The organism is Bariatricus sp. TF06-38A, assembly GCF_027690675.1.
In the GTDB taxonomy this organism is placed as follows: Bacteria; Bacillota; Clostridia; order Lachnospirales; family Lachnospiraceae; genus Allocoprococcus; species Allocoprococcus comes.
In genome coordinates, this window is the sequence record NZ_JAQFCE010000014.1 from 50,978 (window position 1) to 72,530 (window position 21,553).

Sequence of the window (21,553 nt, forward strand, 5' to 3'; positions counted from 1 at the left end):
TTTACATATCAAACGCTTCGTTGATTGTGATTGGGTTGAAATCATCAGCTTTATAAGTAACTGCTGCACCAACTTTACCCTGTACTTCCTGAAAAATATCAAGTACGCAATCAGCAAAATCACCGTAGTTGACAAACTCCGGTACTGTATCTGTTTCCAGTTTATCAAGCCATGTGCAAACAGATTTGATTGCCATGCCATTAGTCCACTTCTGTGAAGTGTTTCCGGAAATAGTACGGTTGAAGAAAATTTTTCTACCTTTCTGATTACCTTCCAAGATGCTACACTGTACGGAAAACATCAGCTTGTCTCCTTTCTTTGTTGGCTTGATCTCCATTTTATCAAAACTTACATCATAATCCCCATCCGGTACATCTTCAAACTGTGAATCGTCTGCTTCCTGAACCTCTTTCTGTAATGCGTTAAGATCAACCTGTTCATCGAATGCACTAAAATCTACTGCCATAATTTTTCACCATTTAACCTTTCTTAAAATAAATTTATTATTGTAACTGCAATAATGCAGATAACAAACATTACTGTGTATTTTGCCTTATTCTTACTGTCTGCACCCACTACGCAAACAGAAGTTATTGCTGCCATGGTTGAAAGAAACTGTGTTAATTCCATTATGATCTTGTTCTTCTTCGTCTTTGACCTCTGACGTGCTGTTCAGGTGGGTTCATAGCACCGTCTAAAGGTTCAGCCGGGGTCTGTGCGTCAACAGGTACAGGGTTGTTTTCCTGTGCAAGTCTTTTGATTCCTGCATTAAATTCTTCTCTTGTGATTACCTTCATAACCTCAACACCATCAACAATCAGGTCAACCGTATCACCCTTATGCTTCATTACATAGTTATCATCAGCCGGAACATAGAAATATGCATCTGCTTCCAGTGTGACAGATTCAGAATCAGTGTTCGTTGTACCGTCCTGAACAGGTTCAGACTTTTCAGCATTTCTTTCCTTACGTGTTCTTCTTGGTGGTTTCTGTAAATCCGGTTTCGGTACTTTATCGGCAACATCCATTGCTTCATCAAACGGTACTTCTTCCTGTCCCGGAAAAGCCTGATCAATAGCCTTGTCAACTTCATCCATGTGATCAGCAATCTTCTGTTCATTTTCTGCCTGAACTTCTGCCCTACTCTTACGTGTTCTTCCAGTCTTTTCTTCCGGTGCATCGGTTGGTGTTGCAGATTCAGCTTTTTTACCTCTTGTTCTTCTGCCTTTGCTGTCAGGTTTTTCAAGATCAGATGCAACCGCCTGATCAGCAGCATTCATTTCATCATCTGACTTGTAATCACCAAGTTCATAATAATTTCTGATCTTGTCAACAACATAATTCAGATCATTGTCAATAGCATATGTAGTGAACATTCCAAGCGGTGATTTTACGGTATCTTTTCCGCTGTTCTGTGTGTAAAAGTAATACTTTGCTTCATTTACCCCTGTTCTAAGTACAACGGTAAACAGTCCTTCAATGGTGATCTTCTCACGCAACAGCTTACCGATCAGCTTAACAGTTGTAAGACCATTATCCAAAGTTTCCAAATGGGTCATATAAACGACTACAACATCATCAGGCAGGTCTTTGCAACAATCTATGATTTCAAAATAGTTCGCACCAAAATCATTGTACTTGTCCCACCCTGTTTCTTTGATACGGTTCATGTACGGTACTGCAAGAATGTACTGGAAGTCATCAACCACCAACAGCTTCTTACCTGCTGTACACTGTTCTTTCATGTACTTCACAATTTTTCTTGCATCTGTTTCATTGTTCAGCATTTCAAAGTGGTTCTTGAACGGTAACGGTTTACCTACTGGATTTATAACCGCTGTTGTTGCCGGGTCACAATTTCTAAGGCTTGTACTTTTACCTGTACCTGATTCACCCATAATTAAAACTTTCTGTGCCATGATTATTTTTCCCCTTTCTTAAATAATCCCATTAACTTCGTGAAAAGATTACCCTTTTCTTTCATCACATTCTGCTGTGACACCTTCAGGATCTGTCTGTTATGAAAATGTTCAGCGATTGTGACATTGTTTCTGTAACTTCTGTGACTTCTCTGTTTGTGTTTCTTTGCACTACTCATTTTCTTCATCCTCACTTTCATTAGCTTTTAAATTTTCACCACATTTGATTGCATACCCATTTTTGACAATCTGCACTATGCTCTCTGGATCAATCCATGCAACCATTTCTCCGGTATCTTCTTTGTATACCTGATACTGCATTATTCATCACCTTCTTTCACAGTACCTGATTCTTCCGGTACACCTGTTTCATTGAATCTGTCGAGTTTTCCTGGTTCAAGGAACTGAGCCGCCCAGAAATCTGCAAAGTGTACAATAATCTGTAGCGGTTCTTCATGACCTTTCAGATCATATGCCAGACTGCCATATGCCCCGTCATGGTAGAAAATAGCATGTTCCTCTTCCTCAGTAAGATCTATGTAACGTGCTGCCAGCTCTACTGATCTGAGCGGGTGGTCAATGTGGCATAAATCCGGGCTGACTTTAAAAGGTTTTGCTTCAGATCTCTTATACTTCTGTTCCGGATTTTTTTTGGTTGGTCTTCCGTCCTGGATCATGTTCTCCACATAATACGGACTTCCATATCTACCGCATTTACCGAGATCATGCAATCCGGCCGCAATGATCACACTATCATGAATTTTGTTGTATGCCTCACCTCCGAGTAATGTCACACCGATTTTTTCTGCATACTGCATAACATTTACTGTATGCTCCAGAAGGCCGCCGTCTTTGCAGCAATGATTCCCACCAGACGCCGGAGCGTCATAAAATCCAAGCTCCTGCATGAAACCCAGTAGATCTTCCATTCCCTCTCTTTCCGTGGAAAGCATCACTTTACGGAAATATTTAATCTGTTCTGTTCTTGCCATTTTAACTCTCCTTTTCTAACTTCTTTTTCCAGTCTGACTGGTATTTTATATTTTCGAGATACCAAGCATTATCCTGTTCTTTGTGTTCATTGAACTCTCTGAACTTTTCAAAATCCTTTGGATATAGTAAAATCCCATAACCGCCGGACGCCCTTATTTCTTGCAGATTATACAACTGTAATAGGCTCGGCTTACCGTTTGGAGCTTTTACCTCTATACCGAGGAACATACCATCAGAACAACACAGTATGTCAGGAATACCGCTTTTTGTGTAAGCTGCACCACCCCAGTATTTTAGCCACCAGCAACCATAATCATCCAGGTATCTTTTTACTTTGTTTTCAAAGTTTTTTTCTGCTGCCATTCACTCACCTTCTTCTTTTTAAATGATGTACAACAGTAATCCCGTGATCGCTCCATACACCGGTTCTTTTCTACACAATCACCACACGTCATAATTCATCACCACTTTCAAACCAATTGTTTGCATAACCGAATAATGTCAGCCAGGTTGTATTTACGCAACAGATATAAAAGGGGATCCATGATTGTCCATCTACAAAGCACGCTGAAATCAGAAATGATAAAATATTCAGCTTTGCCATACCTAAAAGCACTTTATTTTTCAAATAAGTCATCGGTTAATTCCTTCCCTTCCCGTAATGCTGCAAGATTCCTTTCTTCAAAACTTCCCTTTACCAGTAGGTAATAGTAGAAACATGGTCTACTCTGACCTATACGGTGTATACGTTTCTTTGACTGTTCCCACAAGTCACAAGATCCCTTTCCGAGTGGCAGCGTGAAATATATGATTTTGTTTGCTCTCTGTAAATTCAACCCCATTGCACCAGCCTGGTACTGCACAAACGTTACTGAATTGTCGTATTTTTCATACGCTCTAAGGTCTCGGCACTGACCGTTTACTGCACAATATGGTCTTTCCAGTGCATCACAGATTTTGGTCAGTCTGCTTAATTCTTCATTAAAGTTGTAGAACACAATAACTCGGTCTTCCGTAGATTCCAGCAAATCCCGGAAAGCGTCCTGCTTACTTTTATGCCACTGTCCGCACAACTGTCTGCAATACAGTGTTTTCGTCAGGCTGTTATCACCGATCAGCTCAACCCTTGGCGTTACATCTTCACCGTAATAGTCCGAATCATCTTTAAATCTGACTAAATTTTTGGTATCCAGTTCCAGATAGTCATGCTTGATAAAAAACTTATATTCATTGGTAACATTCAGGAAAATCTTTTGTTCGGTCTGTTCAGGAAGTTCAAGCACTTCTTCCGTTTTCATAAACACTGCACCGAATTGTGCCAGTCTTTTCTTCAGGTGTTCAACGTGCTTATATCCTGTAATCACTTCCCGTTTAAAATCACCCTGTTCCACCCACTCAGTCTGAACATAGGAAGCATAAAAAGCTTTTTTTGTAATATCCCAACCGAGTAGACGGAGCTGTGACCATAGTCTTTCATACTTCCCGGCTGTTGGTGTGCCGGATAACAGGATCACGCTTTCCGGATGCAGTTTCAGAATGAATTTTGACCGTTTTGCGTTCTCGTTACAGATCAGCGAACTCTCGTCAAGCATCAATGTAAAATCTGTTATATGGGCAATATATGAACGCCTGAATATCAAATCATAGTTGATCACACCGACAATCTGACTCGTAAATTCATAAATTCCCTTGCTTTCCATGATCTTCCGGAATACCGAACTATCGTTTTTATTGGTCAGGTCCATCACCCAATATTCCGGATAAAATGTTCTAATATGGTCAACCCAGTCCTCAATCTTTGACTTCTGGCATACGATCAGGTTCACATTGTTATTCAGGAGATACATTTTTTCAGCACCGACAAATGTTTTACCAAGCCCCATATCCAGATAGTAGGCGCACCTGTTTTTATCATCAGTCAAGTTCAGCACCTCTTCCTGATGGGGCATAAAGTGAAGATCACTCATTATTCGACCTTTCCTGCAATCCGGTAATTGTTCCAGTACCATTTCTCATTATCTTCTTCCATGTAGTAGCCGCCTCTGCAAACCTTCTTGATTGTCATAATAGTACCGAGATACTGACTCATTTCCGTGTTCCAGTTCTTTTCCGGATCATTTTCTTCTGGTGAAATAATTTTGACCTTATCACCCACTTCTAAAGGTTTCTCCAGACTGAGATCAATTTGTAATTTTGCGACTTCAACGGCGGCTCTGTACACAAATGCATATTTTGAATCTTTGTGTGTTTTTGCAACCTTTTTCAAGAACTCATCAATCTTTCCGAGGAAACAACCGCATTTGACGGTGATCTCATTGTCTTTATCTCTAAAGAATGTTGTGAAATCGTCCCGGCTACCAATAGCACCGATCACTAACACATGACTTGCAGAAAAGACCTCGGCATCACCGCAAACCTTGGCATTGCCCCAAACCTTGGCATCACCGCAAACCTTGGCATTGCCCCAAACCTTGGCATTGCCCCAAACCCAAGCCTTTCCTTCATGGGAAAGATTTTCTTCTTTCTCAATCCAGCCGCCAAGATCACCGATTTTGACAAGACCAAATTCTGCTACCGCTCTGATTCTGTGAAGTGTAGCCGTTCTAAAAAGTAAACTTATTGTCTTGGTTTCTCCTGTAAATTCAAATTTTTTCATGTTATTAAACCTCACTTTCTTTTAATTCAAAACATTCTTCAAACGTCATACCTGTATAATTAAGAATTTTGTATATATCCGATATGTTAAAATTTCTTTCTCCAACAATTCTCTGATAAGCAGCTAGTCTACAAACTCCAATAACATCAGCGAGTACTGTAGAACTAATCTCATTTTCTTTTATGAATTTTGCCAATCCGGTATAAATGCAATTTTCTGACAACCGCAATACCTGACGTCTGTTATCCCTCGTGACACCAACTGTACCAATATTTTGTTGAATACACTGTCTAGTGACACCAAATTTATTTGCAATTTCTTGATAAGTACACCCATCAAGACGCATTGCATACGCTTGAAGTTTTTGTTCTTTAGTCATCAACAACCACCCTTTCGATCTCTGCAAAACGTTTTGCGTTGATGAAGTACACCCATCTGTTGTCAGATGTATGAATACCGTAACCCCAAGGGAAAACCCCTTGCTGTAAACCCTTGCGAACTGTGTTGTGATTCATCTGTAACAGCTTTGCAGCCTTTTCCACATCTAACCGGGGGATTACCCCATTTCTTAATTCATCAGTTGGAAGTACAACCACCTGTTCATCAGATTTTGAAAAGTAATCTGATTCAAGTCCAAGTGCTACTGCAATAGCACTCTGAACATCATCTGACGGTATCTGTTTACCTGAAAGGTACTGACTGACAGAACCTTTACTTTTTCCAGTCATACCGCACACCTGACGCTGATTCAGGTGTAATTCTTGCATAGCCTGTTTCAATTTCTCGCTGAATGTCATCAAGAAACACTCCTCTCCGGAAATTTATTATTGTTATACTGTTTTTTAATATGAACGATGACTGAACCGTCTATCTGCTTTTCCTCACTTAAAACCTCATAAGCCTTTCTTCCAGTCTTCAGATTGTGATGAAATGCAATCCATTCCATTTCACTGTCAAACTGTAAGATCTGCTCAATGCAAGCCTCTAAAATCTTTTTCATTGTATTTTTTCTCACTTTCTGCTACTATGTAGCTGAGTTATTTGCTATACCCTGTAAGAAGTACCAGTTCTTATGGGGTTTATTTTTATGCTGCAAGGAACTTATTGATAAAATACTGCTGTCCCTTTCCGGTAACTTTTGGTGTTTTAGTAGTAACATTTACACCTGCACCATTGATATAAGAGCCTTCTTTGATTTCTAATAGACCGAGTTCCATAGATTTTTGCGTTGGCATATTCTTACTTGAACCGCTTTTGATTAAATATCCGTTGTCACGCATCCAAGTGAATAATCTACGCTGTCCGGTTTCAATACCGTTCTGCTTCAACAGTTTTGCAAGTTCTCCAATCAAGATAGAAGTATTGCTTGCTGAAACTGCATCTGCAAAGATTTCCTTAGGTTTCATCCTCTGAACATCTTCAATCAAGGATGCATTGTTGGATTTCAACTTTTCGATTTCTCTATCAGCCATCTTCAATGCTCTTGCAAAAATCTGTTCCGGTGTGTTCCATGCTTTCTCAAGATCAATGAAATACTGACGGATCTGTTTACCCTTTTCGGTTCGACTCATCAAACAGATGTGCTTCGCCATATCAACCGATAAGGAATAGTCCTGAATTTCTCTGTGAGCACCGTTATTTACAACCGTACCCGAAAGTACACTTGTATAATCTTCATTTTCCACGAATCCTTGTGAGTTTGTCTCAAACCATACTGAAAATCTTCTACTGATTTCCAAACCGGTATGTAAGGCTCTGGCTGACACGGTTGGCTGTTCGCCATCGTAGTTAATGGGGATCAACACATTCATTCTTTTCACCTTCTTTATCTTTCTTACTCATTGCGGCTGCTGTTGCAATCGTTCCTTCCAGATAACCACGTTCACGCTCTGTCATGGATGGTAACTTATCTGCAAGGTCTTTGATGATCTTCTTCTGTTCTTCTGACATATATTCCACTTCCTTTCATTGTTGTGATATACTCTCTGTTAGAGAGGGGGTGTTGTTATGGAACTAACCAAAAGAGAACATGACATTTTGTATGACTGGATTACTTTTAACCTGATTCCCATTAAATCCTTCAACGATAGAAAAACTTCCTACGGTTTGAAACATATCTTTGAAGCAGATGAATGTGGTTTCTATGTCACCAATGACGATTTCAAAGAAGTCATGGTTGAACACGGTTTTAAAGTGAGAAATCCAAACGATATTAATTGGATTTTCAATATTTCCAGCCGGTCACCAGCCTTTAGGAAATAGTCCCTGACATGTTGGGTATCATGTTTTTAATGGGTTCTTTTAAAATGACTTCATGTACTGCAAAGTCCTCTACTGCATGATATCCAGCGTTGTTCAACACTTTTGTCAATGTTGTTTTTCCTGATTTCTGTTCTCCTTTGACAACGATTGTTTTTCCACTTCTCAAGGCTTCTTTCAGTCTTGCGGCTTCCTTTTTCCCAAGTAGTTCCACAAGATAATCATTCCTCTCCATTCTTTTCACCATCCTTTCTGACCTGCCATCATCAGTACCGGGTGGTCATTCCCGGCAGACGGTCATTGCTGACCGTTTCGGCTTATTCAACAACCGTCATCAGTCCATATTCTCCAATTTGATACACTGTAAAAGAAACTGTAAACGGTGATTCTTCCAACTTTCTGATTTCTTCTTTGACCTCTGCTTTAGTGTCAACAGTCTTGCAATATTGTCTTGTTCCTTCATAACATTCAGGAAACCGTTCTGTGAAAATAATCAAATACTTCTTCATTCCGCACACCTCACTTATATAAATTTCATTCCTTTGGTTTTTCCAATTATCATTTCATTCTCTTTTTTATACTTCCGGTCAGGCAATGGATGGTCTGAGTGACCGGAAGCTGGTTACATAAACAACAAAGTACTGTGTCCTCTCGCTCGTTGATTCTTCCGTTTAACTGCTTCTTGGTTAAGGAGTAAAGTCACTATTGGCTAGTGCTAAACTGTTTTCTTCAATTAGTACAGCTCACTTTGCTTTCTTGTCCTACAGTTCCTACTTTCTTCAACTGTTTTGCCGGGTCATGTTTATTCTTCACACACTCTGTCTGATACATTTGTCAGCATAACTACCATGTTACTTGTGTGTAGCCCTATCGCTTCACCCGGTTTTTCCTGCTTGCTCTGTTGCTTATGAGACTATTATATGTGCTATACAGACATTTGTCAACAATATTTTTGTTGTTTTTAGCACTTTTTGTTGCTGTTAGCACATTTTTCTATTGTATTTCTTATAAGAATGCGGTATAATTAGTAACAGAAAGAGAGGTGAGAAAATGAACGAACGTCTTAAGAAATTAAGAAAAGAATTAGATATGACTCAACAGGAATTTGCAGACAGGATTGGAATAAAACGAAACTCTTTAGCAAATTACGAAACAGGCAGAAATACACCGATTGATGCAATTATCGTATCAATATGTAGGGAATTTAATGTCAATGAAAACTGGCTGAGAACCGGTGAGGGTGAAATGTTCGTAGAAATGTCTTACGATGATGAGATTGCACAGTTTGTCGGTCAGGTGATGGGTGAGGAAGATGATTCTTTTAAAAAAAGGTTAATTTCAGGACTTGCAGCTCTGGACGATAACGGATGGAAAGTATTGGAAGATTTTCTTGATTCCATACAGACAAAAAAGGACTGATTTATTTCAGTCCTAACATCCCTCTGATGAAGTAATACACATGTCTTAACTGTGTTTCACTTACTTCGTTCAGCATATCAATTATAAGTTTTTTGTAATCCATATGTAGACCTCCTTCCGAAACGGAACACCCGTTCGCTTCACCCTGAATATATGATACATCAGTATTCACAGGAAATCAATATTTTCTCGAACGTTTGTTCTGTTTCTGTGCGTTTTTTTGTTATATTTATTATAACGCTTTAATGTGTGAAAAGGTCAGTCAGAGGATAATCGTCCGGTTAGCCGGACATTTATTTTACATTTGACTCAAACAAGTCTGTTATCCGACAATTCAGACCATAGGCGAGTTGTTCCAGTGTCTTGATTTTCGGATTTGAATCCTCATTCATGTCTTCATGGATTGTGGATTTTGGAACACCGGACATGATGGATAGCTGCCGAACAGACAAATTTCTTTCGTATATGATTTTGGACAATAATATCTTCATAGGGTTATTGTTCCCGGATATCAAGAAAATTATAAGAGAGGTTTTTGAAATGGGATTTTTAAATTTATTCAAAAAAGACAAACCTAAGAAAAAACCAGAACACCAACCATCATCGCTACAGATTGAATGGGAAGAGGTAGGAGACACACCTGAATCTGATACCACAGAGGATGATACTGATCTTCCTTTCGGTTGGGTTACACACAATAAAGAATTTATAGAACCGATAGAAAAAGAATTTTCATACTTTATGGACATCTGGATTGATGCAAGAAATAAGTCACCAAAAGAATTGTACTCTGCTTTAAAGTCATTTGTTCGTTATATGGAAGATGTAAAAAGGCTGTGTTCATCTAAAGGTAAAAATTTTGAATGTTGGTGTAATACGATACTAATAAAGGATGAATATTTCAACATACGTAAAGAAGAATTAGAAGATTTATCAACAAAGTGGGTTGAAATGCAAAAAGAGTATGAACTCAAACAAAAGTTACTTTCTACACTTCCAAGTGATTTGATGGATTTTCTTAACGATAACAACGGTATTCTACAATCGGATGTATATAAACATTTTAACCCTATTGCAAAACTTGAAATTCAGTCACTTTTGTATGAATGGGGTGAAACCGGGAAAATCAACAGAGAAAAGTCAGGTAGATCGTATAAAATAACAGTTCAATTGTAGTTTTTGCGGTTACGGTTGGTTACGGTTACACTTAAAATCTATATCTTATATATTTTACTTTTTATACTTTATTTTTTTTATTTATATAAGCGTTATATAAAGAACTTGTGATGAACCGTAGACAAGTGTAACCACCTTGTAAATCAAGGTAATATAACTGTAACCTCAACCGTAACTAAAGCGTAACCAAGTGTAACCAGTAAAAAAACGACCCCAACCGTTGCAGCGGTCAGGGTCAGCAAAACCAAACCAAAGGAATGAAATGATTTGGACTATGCAAAAACCATTATAGCATTCATTCCTTATGGTTTCAATGAAAGGAAGTGCTATTTATGCAAGGTGGAGTAAGAAAAAGAGGTACAACATGGTCATATTATTTTGACCTTGGAAAAATTGACGGTAAAAGAAAGAAAAAAGAAAAGGGTGGATTCAGAACCAAGAAAGAAGCTGAACAGGCATTGACTGCTGCTATGAATGAATACAATAATGCCGGAACTGTATTTGAACCGACAGAAATAACGGTTGCTGATTACCTGAATCAGTGGTTTGATCTGTACTGTAAGACCAACCTTAAATATAACACCCAAGTAGGGTATTTAAGAATCATTCAAGGGCATCTAATTCCAAAATTTGGTATGTATAGATTAAAAGCAATCACTCCGGCAGTATTACAGGAATATGCAGTTGAACTTAAAATGAACGGTAATTCAAAAAGTCATTTAGTTGGTATTTTGTCTGTATTCAGTGCTGCACTGAATTATGCAGTTGAACCAATGCACTATTTACAGTCTAACCCCATGCAATATGTGAAATTTCCAAAGGTTGAAAGAAAACCACGTGAACGAATTGTACTGACATTAGATGAATGGTGTAAAATTCGTGACAGATTTCAAAACACCCGGTACTATATACCTTTAATGATTGGATTTTATACAGGCTTACGAATATCAGAAACCTTTGGTCTTACTTGGGATGATATTGATTTTGATAAAAGAAAAATATCTGTAAATAAGCAGATTGTAAAACGTAACTTTGGTGCAGATGTAAGAAAGGTTGTTGAAAAGAAAGGTAAGAAAGAACAGCGTTCATCTTGGTACTTTACTACACCAAAAACCTTTACTTCCATTCGTGAAGTCCCTTTTGGTGAAACACTATATCAGGCATTGAAACAGGAAAAAGCTGAACAGCTTAGGAATGAAATGAAGTATGGTGAATATTACACGATTCATGTTAAAAAGATTGAAACTGATGAAAAGGGTAATGACATGATCAGGGTTGTACCAATTCAAAAATGTGTTGAAAGTCCACTACAGCGTATCAGGTTGGTGTGTATTGATGAAAACGGTCAGTATACTTCCACTGATTCATTTAAGTATTGCAGTAGGGTTATACACCATGAAATGCATCTTGCTTTTGATTATCACAGCTTAAGGCACCCGTATGTCAAGCCCACGACAAAAAAATTTATAACTTTTTTTGAAGTTTTTCGGGCAGCCTCATAGCTGCCCATAGCTGTTTCAAATGGGTGTTCACGGTTATACCTCCTTTTCAGATTCCTTTGTTTCTAAGAAATCCTGTGTTGCATATTCAATCTCAATCCGCTCTCCTGGAAAGACGTAAACTTTGTTGATAAGCCGGTCAATCAGAGCTTTTGTCAGCATATTGGCGTTTCCGACTTCCTGCATAATTTCCTGTTGTTTCAACTTGATTTCATAATCACTTTTTATCTGCTTTGTCTGTGCAGTAATGACAGCATGAACATTTTTGGCTTGTACCAGTTCCGTGTCATAAACCGCTTTTCGTGTTCGATAGGTTTCCAAATCAATCTCTCCAAGCGCATACTGCTCATAAAGATGCCGCTTGCTGTCTTGAATAGAACGGAGTTTTTCTTCATGTTCGGCCTGCTGGACTGTCTGCAAATCCAATTTATCCTTATTGCTGTCAATTCCCAATGCCGGACACATTTGAGCCCGAATTGTTTCAAATACAACCTGCTCCAGATCAGCCATCTTTATGCGCACACCATGACAAGGAAGCGTTTCAGCCACCTCGGAATGACGGCAATAAAACCACGCACCATTTCGTAGAGACATTGCATGATCGCAGCATCCACAGAATACCTTACCGCGGAGCAGATAATCACGCGGTTTTTTATTTGACAGAGAGAAACGCTTAATTGAAGCATTGGCTTTTTCAAATAGATCCACACTTATAATAGCCGGATGATGGTTCGGGATTTTGAACCACTCACTTTCATCCTTTAACTGTGTATGTCGGCTGCCAATCTCTTTTACCTTTCTCTTGCCAATTACATAGGTACCGATATATCTTTGATCTTCTAAAATACGCAGGACCGTTGATGTACTCCAAACGCCGTTTGTTCGGGAAACATTGTAATAGTCCTTGCCTTTAAGTTTGCGATATTCCCCAGGGGTGGGGATATTCATGGCATACAATTTTCTTGTGATCTCGGCTGCGGTGTTGCCTTCAGACGCCCATTGAAATATCATCTGCACATTCGAGGCAACATCCTCGTCCGGTTCCATACGTCCGTCTGCACTCTTGCGATAGCCGTAAGGACAGATGACACTCTGATATTCCCCACGACTCATTTTTGCGTATTTTGCACTTTTGGTTTTCATGGACATATCCCGGCTATAACACTCGCTGATAAGATACTTGAAAGCAATATCAATCCCTCCGGTATCACCTTTGAAATTAGCTGTGTCAAAATCATCACTGACGGAAATAAAACGGGTGTGGTAAAGAGGAAATACCCGCTCAATAAAATAGCCGGTTTCAATGCTGTTACGTCCAAATCGGGAAAGGTCTTTTACAATAATACAGTTGATTTTTCCGGCCTGAACCATTGTTAAAAGTTCCTGCACCGCCGGACGCTCAAAGTTTGTCCCCGTATGACCATTGTCAATAAATTCCAAAATCTCGCTGTTATCCCATTCCGGCAGAGACATAGCTTTTTCACGAAGAATCAGTTTTTGATTTGGTATGCTCAAACTTTCAGTTTTGAAATCTTCCACAGAAAGACGGATATAAAGAGCAATCACATAGTTGCGCACGGTTCCACCGCCTTTCCCTGAAATTCATTTTTGAAACGGAAGGTCACATGAATATTCCGCTCGTGGTCTATCTCAATTCGTTCAATGAGCCGTTCAATCAGTTCCGCAGTCAGCACATGATCCTGTGCCAGTGTTTTTGCATCCTTTTCCATTGCACGGTATCTGGCAAGCTGGTTGTCCAGGGAGTCCATAGATTTTTCAAATACTTCAATCTCACCAGACAGAGCATTGATAGCATGTTCATAATCCGCTTTCAATTCAAAGTATTCGTCATTTGTCAAAATACCCTGTACAAAATTTTCATATAGGCCACGGATCAGCCGGCGTGTTTTTTCAATTTCCTGCCGTTTGGCCGACATCTGAATTTTCAGCTTATCTTTTTCCTGTTTTTGTCTTGCCTCCAACTGAAAGAGTGGCAGCGACATTCCCAGCGCAACTGTCAGCTCTTTTTCAAGAATAGCCGTAACAGTAGAAATCAGTTCTTTCTCCTGTATCATCGCACCTTTGCAGCTATCTTTTTCTACCCGGCTGTTTGTAAGGCAGTGGAACCAGTAAGTGTCGGGTCCTTTCCGGCGCTCGGCGCGTTGCCTGTGAAGGCTTCTGCCACAATCAGCACAGAACACTTTACCTTTGAAAATGTTTGGTGTGTAGGGACGTTTTGGAGTTGCTTTGCTTTCTTCACAGATCTGTTTTCTGTATTCCTGAACTGCATTAAACAACTCATGGCTGATGATCGGTTCATGGGTGCATTTTGCAATAATCAGATTATCTTCTCCAGCCTTGACCTGCTGATGATCTACAATCTTTGTTTTTCCTTGCACCAGATCGCCTGTATAGACTTCGCTTTCTAAAATTTTCATCACTGTACGGGTCTGCCATTTGCCGCTTCCAATCAGACCCGGACTGGTAATCTCGCCAGTGGCCTTTTTATAATGGCTCGGTGCCGGAATCCCCATCTCATTTAGATTGCGGACAATCCGGTTCAGTGCCACATGCTCATGTGCCCATTCAAAAATCTGTTTTACCACAGGGGCAGTATTTTCATCAATCAGAAGTTTATGGCAATTATCAGGATCTTTCCTGTAACCGTAAGGTGCCCGTGCACCAATATAGTCGCCGTCTTTCATAGCCTGCCGCGCTTGTGCTTTGATTTTTCGTCCAATGTCCAGAGCATAGGCTTCATTGATCATATTTTTCAAAGGCAGCATGATACCGCCATGAAGATTTCCGGAATCCGCTGTATCAAACTGATCCGTAACAGCAATGAAACGAACATTATGAGCATGGAAATACTGTTCGATATAATAACCTGTGTCAATAGAATTTCGCCCTAATCGGGAAAGATCCTTAACAATCACACAGTTAATGTGGCCTGCTTCAATATCAGATAGCATTTGCTGAAATCCAGGGCGGTGAAAATTTGTCCCTGTCGCTCCGTTGTCGATATAGGTATCATACACAACGAAGTCCGGTTTATCTGAAAGAAAGTCATTCAGTACCAGCTTTTGATTTTCTACTGAGCAGCCCCGCTTTTTGTTATCCTCCACAGAAAGACGGATATACAGAGCTACATGTACATATAAAGATGGTGCCGGCATAGGTGCCGCCGTCTGTTTTCTGCTTTTTCTTGCCATTTAGCCCACCATCCTTTCTTCATTTTTTGTAGCAATCTGTTCCGCCAAAGAGATTGCTTTCTGATATTCATCCTGGTAATTAAATTCAATATGCAGTTCATCTTTACCCATTACCCGTATGCTTCGGATAAGCTGCATGACTGCCCGGCGGTCAATATCCTCCATAGTAGAAAATCTCATAAAGTGGTTGATCCAACGATTTCGTTCGCTTCGGTTTTCCAATACATCTGTAAGTTTATCGTTCCATTCAGCGATTGCCTTTTGGAACAGTTCAATATCTGCATTGTATTTTCGCTTATAAGAGAGAAATTCTTCCTTTGTCAGAATTCCACTCACCAGATTTTCATAGAGTTTTGCCTTAAAGCCCTCGGTCTGTGCTACACGCTTTTCATTTACTCTGATCTGTGCGGCATATTCCTGTGCCAATTCCCGGTTGATCCGTTCCTGACTGATACTGGACAGCAGGGCATCCAGAGAAGCAACATTTTCAATATGTCCTTTCAAACTGTCCTGCACACATTCAATCAGATCCGACTCTTTCAGCATGACCGACGATGTGCAGCCATTCTTTTTGCCGGTCGGGCAGTAATAATAGTGATACTCTTTATCTTTATAGCGGTTCGTCTTGCGGGTCATACGGCAGCCACAGCAGCCGCAGATCAAAATACCGGAAAAAAGGTAAACCTTATCCGATTTGGGAGAAGTCCTTGTGTCAATCCTGCGGAGCCGTTGCACCAGATCAAAATCGTGCTTTTGTATGATCGCTTCATGGGTTCCCTCCACACGAATCCATTCCGAAGAAGGTTTGTCCTCACGCTCTTTTAATTTGAAATGGGGCGTTGTCTGCTTGCCCTGGACCAGTGTTCCGGTGTAAGTTTCATCCTGTAAAATGCGGATGATTGTAGTTGCAGACCATTTGCAATCCTTTCGGTCTGTATAGCCACCTTTTGCATGAGGCATTCCGTGATTGCGCTTATACGCCAAAGGTGAAAGAATTCCTAATCGGTTCAGTTCATCCGCTATATGGGAAGCGCTGAATCCTTCCAGCCGTTTTCTGAAAATATCCCGCACAACATTGGCAGCATATTCGTCTACTTCCAGGCTCTTGTGTTTATCGCCGACTTTCACATAACCATAGATGGTAAAAGCACCTACAAAATCCCCGCTGCGCCGTTTTACTTCCAGGGCGCTCCGTGTCTTAACAGAAATATCCCGACAGTAAGCCTCATTCATAATGTTTTTGACAGAAACCGTGAGATCATCGGCAGCGTCATTTTCTGTGTCCACATTATCGTTAATTGCGATAAAACGCACTCCATAGGCTGGAAATACCCTGCGCATATAACGGCCTGTTTCTATGTACTCACGACCTAAGCGGGAGAGGTCTTTGACAATCACGCAGTTAGCTTCGCCTTGTTCGATCATCCGCATCATTTCCTGAAATGCCGGGCGATCAAACAAAACACCACTATAACCATCGTCAATTTTTTCTGCCACAACCTCAATTTCCGGGTGTCGGGCTATGTAGTCATCGATCAGGCGCCGCTGGTTAGCAACGCTGTCACTTTCTACTGTTTTATCATCCGTATAAGAAAGACGGATGTACTTAATCGCTTTGTAAACCTGCATAAAAAAACACTCCTTTCGTTGCACAGAAAAATCCCCGCAATTCAAGAAGTGTGGTTAATCCATATTCAATTCCTTTTCCGATTCTTATTCTACCATGCTTTTACGGAAAAGTCAGCCCCTTTCTTAAAATTGCAGCTATCGCATATGAACCATTTATGATAATGTCCTAATATACCACAAAGGAAAATGTCCCAATGTAGTATAATGCTTCCATCAACAGATGGAGGTAACGATTATCAGAAAGGTAGAATTATCAATGGATGAACAAAAGAAGTATGAGGTGATCAAATCATTGGCAGATCATCCAGCCCCTAACAAGCAGAGAGCTGCCCTTACTCTCGGTTGTACTGTACGTCACATTAACCGTATGCTTAAAGGCTACAAAGAGCATGGCAAAGCCTATTTTATCCATGGCAACAGAGGACGTAAGCCAGCCAATACCATCCCCAATGAAACTCGTAATCTTGTTGTCGATTTATACCGCAACAAATACTATGATGCCAATTTTGTGCATTTCACTGAGTTATTAGGAAAACATGAAGATATCCACATCTCCCCTTCAGCGGTTATGTCTATTCTCGAAGCTGAATACATTCTCTCTCCCAAGGCTACAAAAGCTAAGAAAAAGAGAATCAAAGAACAATTAAAAGCCGATAAAAAAGCAGCGAAATCTCAGAAAGAAGCGGATCAGATACAGATTAATCTTGTTGCTCTTGAGGACGCCCATTCCCGCCGTCCCAGAGCCGCTTATTTCGGTGAACTGCAGCAAATGGACGCAACTCCCTACGAATGGATCCCCGGTCAGATATGGCATCTGCATCTGGCTATAGATGATGCTACAGGAAGGATTACCGGCGGTTGGTTTGATACCCAGGAAACTCTGAATGGCTATTACCACGTTTTCCATCAGATCCTCACAACTTACGGTATCCCCTACAAGTTCTTTACAGACCGCCGTACTGTTTTCACCTATAAAAAGAAAAACTCCCCATCTATCGATAAGGATACCTATACACAGTTTGCCTATGCCTGTAAACAGCTGGGGGTTGAACTGGGATCAAGCAGTGTGCCTCAGGCAAAAGGACGTGTAGAACGCCTGAACCAGACGCTACAGTCGCGCCTGCCAGTCGAGTTAAGACTTGCAGGCATAACGACCATAGACGCTGCCAATGAATTCCTAAACTCCTACATAAAGGAATTCAATGAGAAGTTTTCCCTTCCCATTCATGGTATCAAGTCTGTGTTCGAAGTGCAACCCCAAATTGAAAAAATTAACCTGATTCTTGCAGTTTTATGCGAAAGAACGGTAGATACCGGACACTGTTTAAGGCATTCCAATAAATACTACCGTATGATTGACAGCAGAGGCAATCAGGTCCACTACCGAAAAGGAACAAAGGTAATGTTTATTCAGGCTTTTGATGGCAGTCAATACTGCTGTGTAAATGACAAAGACATCTACGCACTGGAAGAAATACCCGAGCACGAAACAAAATCAAAAGACTTAGATATAGACTATACTCCGCCAAAACCAAAGAAGCCCCGCATTCCACCAATGAATCATCCCTGGCGTCGCCAACAGTTTGGAAAGTTTGTCAAACAGCAAGAACACCACCAGAATGATCAAGATACAAAAATTGCCTGAGGAATGAAACGAATCAATTTAACAAGCCCCAGCAAAAAGCCGGGGCTAATACTTCAATTATTTTAGGACATTTTCAAAAACGCTTGACACCCCTTTCTTAAAATTGCAGCTATCGCAAAATACCTTTGATACATTCTTCCAGGGTAGCACCTTCAGCAGAAAAGCTGGCCTGTACAGTAAAACGCCCACACTTAAAATGGTATGGATTTTTGATTTGCTGAACGAATTCTGCAATTCGTTCATCACGGGAAAGTTCTTTGTTGACAGAGACATCCCGAATGTCTACCAGTGTACCCACTTCACTGACAATGGTATTCAATTCCATAGTATCAACTCCCTTCTGAAAACTGTGTTATCAAAACCACATGAATAGGTCGGATCTATGGTTATTACACACATAAATCCGGCCCATTATATCTGATTTCGATTTTACTGCCGTATTTGCCACGCACCCCGGCAAGTCCTTCTGTTATAAGGACGGGGCTGTTACAGGCTGCGGATAGCGTCACCGCATCATAGTCCCGCATACGCCGCCGCTTTGCCAGAGCAAGCAAACGCCGCAGGAACTCTCCCCAAGTCTTTAGGAAGCTGTGAAGAAGTACCATTATGATCTGCGTCGTTATCGCGTCCGGCCTGCCACAGCCGGTTTCGTAGGTTGCGTTTATCGCTCGGACAGCCTGGATCCATCACCTCCTTAGGCCGCCTGTCACCGCGCCGCCCCATCTGCCGCTCGGAACACAGAATGAAGTACCTGTAACAGCGTATATTCGGTTGTCAAGGAACAAGCAAGGGGCATGGCAGACAAATTGATATTGCAGTTGGGGTGGGAGGATGTATATGCTTCCTTACCACACCCGTCCAGCTTGTCCCGCCGAATATGTCCCTCTACTATTCAGTACATTTTTAGGGGCAAAGTTGCCGTCTGTTATAAAATTTCTTTGAAATATTTTTCCAGACTACGCAATCCGGCTTCGATAGAACGGGTGATCCGGCTTTTGTGTGTTCCTTCCGCTTTGGCAATATCTGCTTTGCTCATGCCAAGAAAAAAGTGTGCATAGATTCGTTGGCGCTGCTTTACCGGAAGTTTGGAAAGACCTTTATAAATCAACTCCGTCATTTGGCGCTGTTCCCAAATTTCTGCCGGGTTAAGAGGCTTTTGCAATATCTCACGCTCAATACCTTCGTCTCGATCCAGAGAGTAAAATGCTTTATAGCGGTATGTACGAATCCGATAGGCTTCTTCCAACAACATATATTCCCGAAGCAACAAAGCAACTTCATCCGGCACCTCAACGATCATGTCCTGTGTATAATACGGGTAATAATCCCGAAGATTGATTTTCTTCATAGTAATTTCCTCCAATTTCGATGTTTGAGTTGATGGCAAAAATCGAAATCAGAGGGTGGGCTGCGGCAGCGATAAGGTCTAAGTCTCTTTCTGATTAAAAAAAGGGTACAAAAAAGCGCGCCCGTACAAAGAACAGGCGCGCCAAAGCAGCAGTATAAAATTTTTCCGGGAGGTTGACAGCGAAAATGCTCAAACTTTGTCGAAACCAAAAACGCCGCAATCCATACGAGCTGGACTACGACGTATAGGTGACTGAATGTAAAGCAGTTTATCTGCAGATCTGTGTTGCATAGACACATAGGCATTTCCTCCCATCAAGGAGGAACCTGAATCGGCTGCTTGATACCTCCTTGGGAGAAAATTATATCGGTTATGTTTCCTTTATCAGTCCGCAGATATTCGCTTTTTACTCTTTATATTCGCAATTTTCTACATATTCCGCTCTTAGAATATATGCTGCAAAAAGCAAGCCCACAAGGGGAAACAACACCTTGTGGGCTCATGTTATAGATGTTCAAATTTATAGCCGATCCCGGCGACACTCTCAATATAGTTTGGAAGATCCGGTTCAAAGCGCAACTTCTTACGCAGCTTACTTATATGATTATGAATCGCTTTTCTCGAATAGAAATCACAATCCTCTTTCCAAACCAAATCGGTAATCAGTTCGTAAGTAAAAACACGTTTGGGATTGGCAATGAGTAATGCCAGTATATCAAACTCCTTACTTGTCAGGTTGATAATCCGTTCACGAACCCTGACAGTACGGTGTTCCAGGCATAGATAAAGCTCGCCTTCTTGTATTTCTGTCAGAGGATTTTTCTCTGCTGTGGAAGAAGTGTGACAGGAATTGAATACTGTTCCATGACAGACTCCTTGCTCCAAAATATATTGCATTAGAGCATTCTTTTGTTCCTCGTTAAGAAGCAGAAATAACTTTTCGCCAATCTGTTTGCCGGATTCTTCTATATCAAAAACAGCTAATGTCCCATCACATCATCACCTCCATAAAATTTTTCAATTACTCCACAAAGAACAAAACCTGCCGGATCAGCTCCGGGATATTGACCGGGGCGGTGATATAGTCGTTCACGCCCTCATGCCGGTATTCATATTCCGTGGCAGGGTCGTTGTTCTCGGTGAGGATAAAGAACGGCAGAAGCCGGACAGGGGGATTCTTCATTTGGAACATCCCCGCCACCCGCCGTAGCGTATGAAACAGCTCCATTGCTGTGCCGTCCGGCAGTTCCAGATCGCACAAGATCAGTTCTATTTCCTTATCCTCAAAAATCCGGCGCTTGGCTTCCCAAATCGAGGAAACCAGAATCAGGTCAAAGCCCTTTTGTAGCATAGCAGCCCGCAGCACTTCGGCGCTGGTATCTTCTGCATAGACAAAGAGCAGCTTGTGAAAAGTCGGGGCCTTTTCGCCGGATAACTGCCGGTAGGCGTATTCCACCAGCTTATCTTGTAGTAGCAGTCCTTTCATTTTGTCCATGCACAGCGTCGCGCCCCGGCGCATAGCTTCCTGTTCGTAGTCGTCCTTGTCATGACAGGACGCCAGAATAAAAGGCAGCTCCTTGTCTGCGGCCCGCACCTCGTCCAGAAAGTCCATGCCGGAACCGTCCGGCAGGTCGAGATCACAGCAGACCACCAGCGGCATTTCCTCTTGGATGGCGGTCCGCGCTTCTTTCAGCGTACAAGCCGTTTTTACCGGGTAGCCCCGGTGCTGTAAGTATTTTTGCAGGCACCATGTATAGGTGTCGCTGTCGTCGATCAGCAGTATCTTTTTCATGTGTCC

At 41.1% G+C, this 21,553-nt stretch carries 30 protein-coding genes and 1 other RNA gene; 5 read left to right on the top strand and 26 right to left on the bottom strand.

The genetic code is table 11. The features are described from left to right. Position 1 precedes the first annotated feature (1 nt). The 14 genes from PG418_RS11505 to PG418_RS11570 form a co-directional block, all read right to left on the bottom strand. The gene (locus PG418_RS11505) at positions 2 to 466 is read right to left on the bottom strand and encodes a DUF669 domain-containing protein (RefSeq protein ID WP_498837409.1); all 465 of its coding nucleotides are present in this window, start codon (positions 464 to 466) and stop codon (positions 2 to 4) included. Between the two features lie 23 nt (positions 467 to 489). Continuing rightward, positions 490 to 630, bottom strand: a complete 141-nt coding sequence (locus tag PG418_RS11510) for a hypothetical protein (protein ID WP_498837410.1) — start codon at positions 628 to 630, stop codon at positions 490 to 492. Further along, the gene (locus PG418_RS11515) at positions 630 to 1,919 is read right to left on the bottom strand and encodes a DEAD/DEAH box helicase family protein (RefSeq protein WP_498837411.1); all 1,290 of its coding nucleotides are present in this window, start codon (positions 1,917 to 1,919) and stop codon (positions 630 to 632) included. Before PG418_RS11515 ends, PG418_RS11510 begins: the two co-directional genes overlap by 1 nt. Before the next feature lie 2 nt (positions 1,920 to 1,921). Further along, positions 1,922 to 2,098, bottom strand: coding sequence for a hypothetical protein (locus PG418_RS11520; RefSeq protein WP_498837412.1), 177 nt, complete (start codon positions 2,096 to 2,098; stop codon positions 1,922 to 1,924). Beyond that, positions 2,091 to 2,240 carry a hypothetical protein gene (locus PG418_RS11525; RefSeq protein ID WP_173816964.1) on the bottom strand — a complete coding sequence of 50 codons (150 nt, stop codon included), beginning with the start codon at positions 2,238 to 2,240 and terminating at the stop codon, positions 2,091 to 2,093. The genes PG418_RS11520 and PG418_RS11525 overlap by 8 nt, the downstream gene beginning before the upstream one ends. Continuing rightward, positions 2,240 to 2,911: an HD domain-containing protein gene (locus PG418_RS11530; protein ID WP_498837413.1), complete on the bottom strand. Its 672-nt coding sequence runs from the start codon at positions 2,909 to 2,911 to the stop codon at positions 2,240 to 2,242. Before PG418_RS11530 ends, PG418_RS11525 begins: the two co-directional genes overlap by 1 nt. Before the next feature lies 1 nt (position 2,912). Further along, entirely contained in the window at positions 2,913 to 3,275 is a 363-nt protein-coding gene (locus PG418_RS11535) for a VRR-NUC domain-containing protein (protein ID WP_498837414.1), read from the bottom strand. A 254-nt stretch (positions 3,276 to 3,529) separates the two neighbouring features. Beyond that, positions 3,530 to 4,879 (bottom strand): SNF2-related protein, encoded by a 1,350-nt coding sequence (locus PG418_RS11540; protein WP_498837415.1) that lies wholly within the window; start codon positions 4,877 to 4,879, stop codon positions 3,530 to 3,532. Then, a complete protein-coding gene (locus PG418_RS11545) occupies positions 4,879 to 5,568 on the bottom strand; it encodes a hypothetical protein (protein WP_498837416.1) in 690 nt (229 codons plus the stop codon). Before PG418_RS11545 ends, PG418_RS11540 begins: the two co-directional genes overlap by 1 nt. Positions 5,569 to 5,572: 4 nt before the next feature. Next, positions 5,573 to 5,947, bottom strand: a complete 375-nt coding sequence (locus PG418_RS11550; protein ID WP_498837417.1) for a hypothetical protein — start codon at positions 5,945 to 5,947, stop codon at positions 5,573 to 5,575. Then, entirely contained in the window at positions 5,940 to 6,365 is a 426-nt protein-coding gene (locus tag PG418_RS11555) for a helix-turn-helix domain-containing protein (protein WP_498837418.1), read from the bottom strand. The genes PG418_RS11550 and PG418_RS11555 overlap by 8 nt, the downstream gene beginning before the upstream one ends. Continuing rightward, positions 6,365 to 6,568, bottom strand: a complete 204-nt coding sequence (locus PG418_RS11560) for a hypothetical protein (protein ID WP_498837419.1) — start codon at positions 6,566 to 6,568, stop codon at positions 6,365 to 6,367. The genes PG418_RS11555 and PG418_RS11560 overlap by 1 nt, the downstream gene beginning before the upstream one ends. Before the next feature lie 85 nt (positions 6,569 to 6,653). Further along, positions 6,654 to 7,379, bottom strand: coding sequence for a phage antirepressor KilAC domain-containing protein (locus PG418_RS11565; protein WP_498837420.1), 726 nt, complete (start codon positions 7,377 to 7,379; stop codon positions 6,654 to 6,656). Beyond that, the gene (locus PG418_RS11570) at positions 7,357 to 7,518 is read right to left on the bottom strand and encodes a hypothetical protein (RefSeq protein ID WP_498837421.1); all 162 of its coding nucleotides are present in this window, start codon (positions 7,516 to 7,518) and stop codon (positions 7,357 to 7,359) included. The genes PG418_RS11565 and PG418_RS11570 overlap by 23 nt, the downstream gene beginning before the upstream one ends. Positions 7,519 to 7,575: 57 nt before the next feature. Here PG418_RS11570 and PG418_RS11575 point away from each other — a divergent pair, with 57 nt between their 5' ends. Then, positions 7,576 to 7,830, top strand: coding sequence for a hypothetical protein (locus tag PG418_RS11575; RefSeq protein ID WP_179960934.1), 255 nt, complete (start codon positions 7,576 to 7,578; stop codon positions 7,828 to 7,830). Here the strand turns inward: PG418_RS11575 and PG418_RS11580 are convergent. The 3 genes from PG418_RS11580 to PG418_RS11590 form a co-directional block, all read right to left on the bottom strand. Continuing rightward, on the bottom strand, positions 7,820 to 8,062 hold the full coding sequence (locus PG418_RS11580) for a hypothetical protein (RefSeq protein WP_498837422.1): 243 nt from the start codon (positions 8,060 to 8,062) through the stop codon (positions 7,820 to 7,822). The genes PG418_RS11575 and PG418_RS11580 overlap by 11 nt on opposite strands. A 16-nt stretch (positions 8,063 to 8,078) precedes the next feature. Continuing rightward, positions 8,079 to 8,145: hammerhead ribozyme type II (locus PG418_RS11585), an RNA gene on the bottom strand. Further along, positions 8,145 to 8,336, bottom strand: coding sequence for a hypothetical protein (locus PG418_RS11590; protein WP_498837423.1), 192 nt, complete (start codon positions 8,334 to 8,336; stop codon positions 8,145 to 8,147). The genes PG418_RS11585 and PG418_RS11590 overlap by 1 nt, the downstream gene beginning before the upstream one ends. Positions 8,337 to 8,877: 541 nt before the next feature. On the opposite strand from PG418_RS11590, the gene PG418_RS11595 reads away from it, so the two are divergent. Then, positions 8,878 to 9,246, top strand: a complete 369-nt coding sequence (locus PG418_RS11595) for a helix-turn-helix domain-containing protein (protein WP_173816984.1) — start codon at positions 8,878 to 8,880, stop codon at positions 9,244 to 9,246. 293 nt (positions 9,247 to 9,539) lie between these two features. Here the strand turns inward: PG418_RS11595 and PG418_RS11600 are convergent, their stop codons facing one another. Next, entirely contained in the window at positions 9,540 to 9,737 is a 198-nt protein-coding gene (locus PG418_RS11600) for a helix-turn-helix domain-containing protein (RefSeq protein ID WP_498837424.1), read from the bottom strand. Between the two features lie 49 nt (positions 9,738 to 9,786). Here PG418_RS11600 and PG418_RS11605 point away from each other — a divergent pair, with 49 nt between their 5' ends. Together PG418_RS11605 and PG418_RS11610 are read left to right on the top strand one after the other, a co-directional pair. After that, positions 9,787 to 10,422: a hypothetical protein gene (locus tag PG418_RS11605; RefSeq protein ID WP_498837425.1), complete on the top strand. Its 636-nt coding sequence runs from the start codon at positions 9,787 to 9,789 to the stop codon at positions 10,420 to 10,422. Between the two features lie 332 nt (positions 10,423 to 10,754). Then, complete coding sequence (locus PG418_RS11610; protein WP_498837426.1) at positions 10,755 to 11,924, top strand: site-specific integrase; 1,170 nt, start codon at positions 10,755 to 10,757, stop codon at positions 11,922 to 11,924. Between the two features lie 33 nt (positions 11,925 to 11,957). Here the strand turns inward: PG418_RS11610 and PG418_RS11615 are convergent, their stop codons facing one another. Genes PG418_RS11615 through PG418_RS11625 form a run of 3 tightly spaced genes read right to left on the bottom strand, consistent with a single transcriptional unit; the run spans position 11,958 to position 16,762 of the window. Next, a complete protein-coding gene (locus tag PG418_RS11615) occupies positions 11,958 to 13,499 on the bottom strand; it encodes a recombinase family protein (RefSeq protein WP_055156925.1) in 1,542 nt (513 codons plus the stop codon). Next, complete coding sequence (locus PG418_RS11620; RefSeq protein ID WP_117995171.1) at positions 13,484 to 15,133, bottom strand: recombinase family protein; 1,650 nt, start codon at positions 15,131 to 15,133, stop codon at positions 13,484 to 13,486. The genes PG418_RS11615 and PG418_RS11620 overlap by 16 nt, the downstream gene beginning before the upstream one ends. Next, positions 15,134 to 16,762, bottom strand: coding sequence for a recombinase family protein (locus tag PG418_RS11625; protein ID WP_117995169.1), 1,629 nt, complete (start codon positions 16,760 to 16,762; stop codon positions 15,134 to 15,136). Between the two features lie 256 nt (positions 16,763 to 17,018). Here PG418_RS11625 and PG418_RS11630 point away from each other — a divergent pair, with 256 nt between their 5' ends. Then, entirely contained in the window at positions 17,019 to 18,407 is a 1,389-nt protein-coding gene (locus PG418_RS11630) for an ISNCY family transposase (RefSeq protein ID WP_498837427.1), read from the top strand. A gap of 109 nt (positions 18,408 to 18,516) precedes the next feature. On the opposite strand, the gene PG418_RS11635 is transcribed toward PG418_RS11630, so the two are convergent. The 5 genes from PG418_RS11635 to PG418_RS11655 form a co-directional block, all read right to left on the bottom strand. Then, positions 18,517 to 18,732 (bottom strand): DUF6870 family protein, encoded by a 216-nt coding sequence (locus tag PG418_RS11635; protein ID WP_005361189.1) that lies wholly within the window; start codon positions 18,730 to 18,732, stop codon positions 18,517 to 18,519. Between the two features lie 64 nt (positions 18,733 to 18,796). Next, positions 18,797 to 19,012 (bottom strand): hypothetical protein, encoded by a 216-nt coding sequence (locus PG418_RS11640; protein WP_158564484.1) that lies wholly within the window; start codon positions 19,010 to 19,012, stop codon positions 18,797 to 18,799. Between the two features lie 320 nt (positions 19,013 to 19,332). Further along, entirely contained in the window at positions 19,333 to 19,755 is a 423-nt protein-coding gene (locus PG418_RS11645; protein ID WP_015542925.1) for a hypothetical protein, read from the bottom strand. A 504-nt stretch (positions 19,756 to 20,259) separates the two neighbouring features. After that, a complete protein-coding gene (locus PG418_RS11650) occupies positions 20,260 to 20,652 on the bottom strand; it encodes a winged helix-turn-helix domain-containing protein (protein WP_055158478.1) in 393 nt (130 codons plus the stop codon). A gap of 124 nt (positions 20,653 to 20,776) precedes the next feature. Then, the gene (locus PG418_RS11655) at positions 20,777 to 21,547 is read right to left on the bottom strand and encodes a response regulator (RefSeq protein ID WP_055201459.1); all 771 of its coding nucleotides are present in this window, start codon (positions 21,545 to 21,547) and stop codon (positions 20,777 to 20,779) included. Positions 21,548 to 21,553 lie beyond the last annotated feature (6 nt).

Coding starts and splice junctions, on each gene's coding strand:
- PG418_RS11505 (WP_498837409.1), bottom strand. CDS start 466: ATGGCAGTAGATTTTAGTGCATTCGATGAACAGGTTGATCTTAACGCA.
- PG418_RS11510 (WP_498837410.1), bottom strand. CDS start 630: ATGGAATTAACACAGTTTCTTTCAACCATGGCAGCAATAACTTCTGTT.
- PG418_RS11515 (WP_498837411.1), bottom strand. CDS start 1,919: ATGGCACAGAAAGTTTTAATTATGGGTGAATCAGGTACAGGTAAAAGT.
- PG418_RS11520 (WP_498837412.1), bottom strand. CDS start 2,098: ATGAGTAGTGCAAAGAAACACAAACAGAGAAGTCACAGAAGTTACAGA.
- PG418_RS11525 (WP_173816964.1), bottom strand. CDS start 2,240: ATGCAGTATCAGGTATACAAAGAAGATACCGGAGAAATGGTTGCATGG.
- PG418_RS11530 (WP_498837413.1), bottom strand. CDS start 2,911: ATGGCAAGAACAGAACAGATTAAATATTTCCGTAAAGTGATGCTTTCC.
- PG418_RS11535 (WP_498837414.1), bottom strand. CDS start 3,275: ATGGCAGCAGAAAAAAACTTTGAAAACAAAGTAAAAAGATACCTGGAT.
- PG418_RS11540 (WP_498837415.1), bottom strand. CDS start 4,879: ATGAGTGATCTTCACTTTATGCCCCATCAGGAAGAGGTGCTGAACTTG.
- PG418_RS11545 (WP_498837416.1), bottom strand. CDS start 5,568: ATGAAAAAATTTGAATTTACAGGAGAAACCAAGACAATAAGTTTACTT.
- PG418_RS11550 (WP_498837417.1), bottom strand. CDS start 5,947: ATGACTAAAGAACAAAAACTTCAAGCGTATGCAATGCGTCTTGATGGG.
- PG418_RS11555 (WP_498837418.1), bottom strand. CDS start 6,365: ATGACATTCAGCGAGAAATTGAAACAGGCTATGCAAGAATTACACCTG.
- PG418_RS11560 (WP_498837419.1), bottom strand. CDS start 6,568: ATGAAAAAGATTTTAGAGGCTTGCATTGAGCAGATCTTACAGTTTGAC.
- PG418_RS11565 (WP_498837420.1), bottom strand. CDS start 7,379: ATGAATGTGTTGATCCCCATTAACTACGATGGCGAACAGCCAACCGTG.
- PG418_RS11570 (WP_498837421.1), bottom strand. CDS start 7,518: ATGTCAGAAGAACAGAAGAAGATCATCAAAGACCTTGCAGATAAGTTA.
- PG418_RS11575 (WP_179960934.1), top strand. CDS start 7,576: ATGGAACTAACCAAAAGAGAACATGACATTTTGTATGACTGGATTACT.
- PG418_RS11580 (WP_498837422.1), bottom strand. CDS start 8,062: ATGGAGAGGAATGATTATCTTGTGGAACTACTTGGGAAAAAGGAAGCC.
- PG418_RS11590 (WP_498837423.1), bottom strand. CDS start 8,336: ATGAAGAAGTATTTGATTATTTTCACAGAACGGTTTCCTGAATGTTAT.
- PG418_RS11595 (WP_173816984.1), top strand. CDS start 8,878: ATGAACGAACGTCTTAAGAAATTAAGAAAAGAATTAGATATGACTCAA.
- PG418_RS11600 (WP_498837424.1), bottom strand. CDS start 9,737: ATGAAGATATTATTGTCCAAAATCATATACGAAAGAAATTTGTCTGTT.
- PG418_RS11605 (WP_498837425.1), top strand. CDS start 9,787: ATGGGATTTTTAAATTTATTCAAAAAAGACAAACCTAAGAAAAAACCA.
- PG418_RS11610 (WP_498837426.1), top strand. CDS start 10,755: ATGCAAGGTGGAGTAAGAAAAAGAGGTACAACATGGTCATATTATTTT.
- PG418_RS11620 (WP_117995171.1), bottom strand. CDS start 15,133: ATGGCAAGAAAAAGCAGAAAACAGACGGCGGCACCTATGCCGGCACCA.
- PG418_RS11625 (WP_117995169.1), bottom strand. CDS start 16,762: ATGCAGGTTTACAAAGCGATTAAGTACATCCGTCTTTCTTATACGGAT.
- PG418_RS11630 (WP_498837427.1), top strand. CDS start 17,019: ATGGATGAACAAAAGAAGTATGAGGTGATCAAATCATTGGCAGATCAT.
- PG418_RS11635 (WP_005361189.1), bottom strand. CDS start 18,732: ATGGAATTGAATACCATTGTCAGTGAAGTGGGTACACTGGTAGACATT.
- PG418_RS11640 (WP_158564484.1), bottom strand. CDS start 19,012: ATGGTACTTCTTCACAGCTTCCTAAAGACTTGGGGAGAGTTCCTGCGG.
- PG418_RS11645 (WP_015542925.1), bottom strand. CDS start 19,755: ATGAAGAAAATCAATCTTCGGGATTATTACCCGTATTATACACAGGAC.
- PG418_RS11650 (WP_055158478.1), bottom strand. CDS start 20,652: ATGCAATATATTTTGGAGCAAGGAGTCTGTCATGGAACAGTATTCAAT.
- PG418_RS11655 (WP_055201459.1), bottom strand. CDS start 21,547: ATGAAAAAGATACTGCTGATCGACGACAGCGACACCTATACATGGTGC.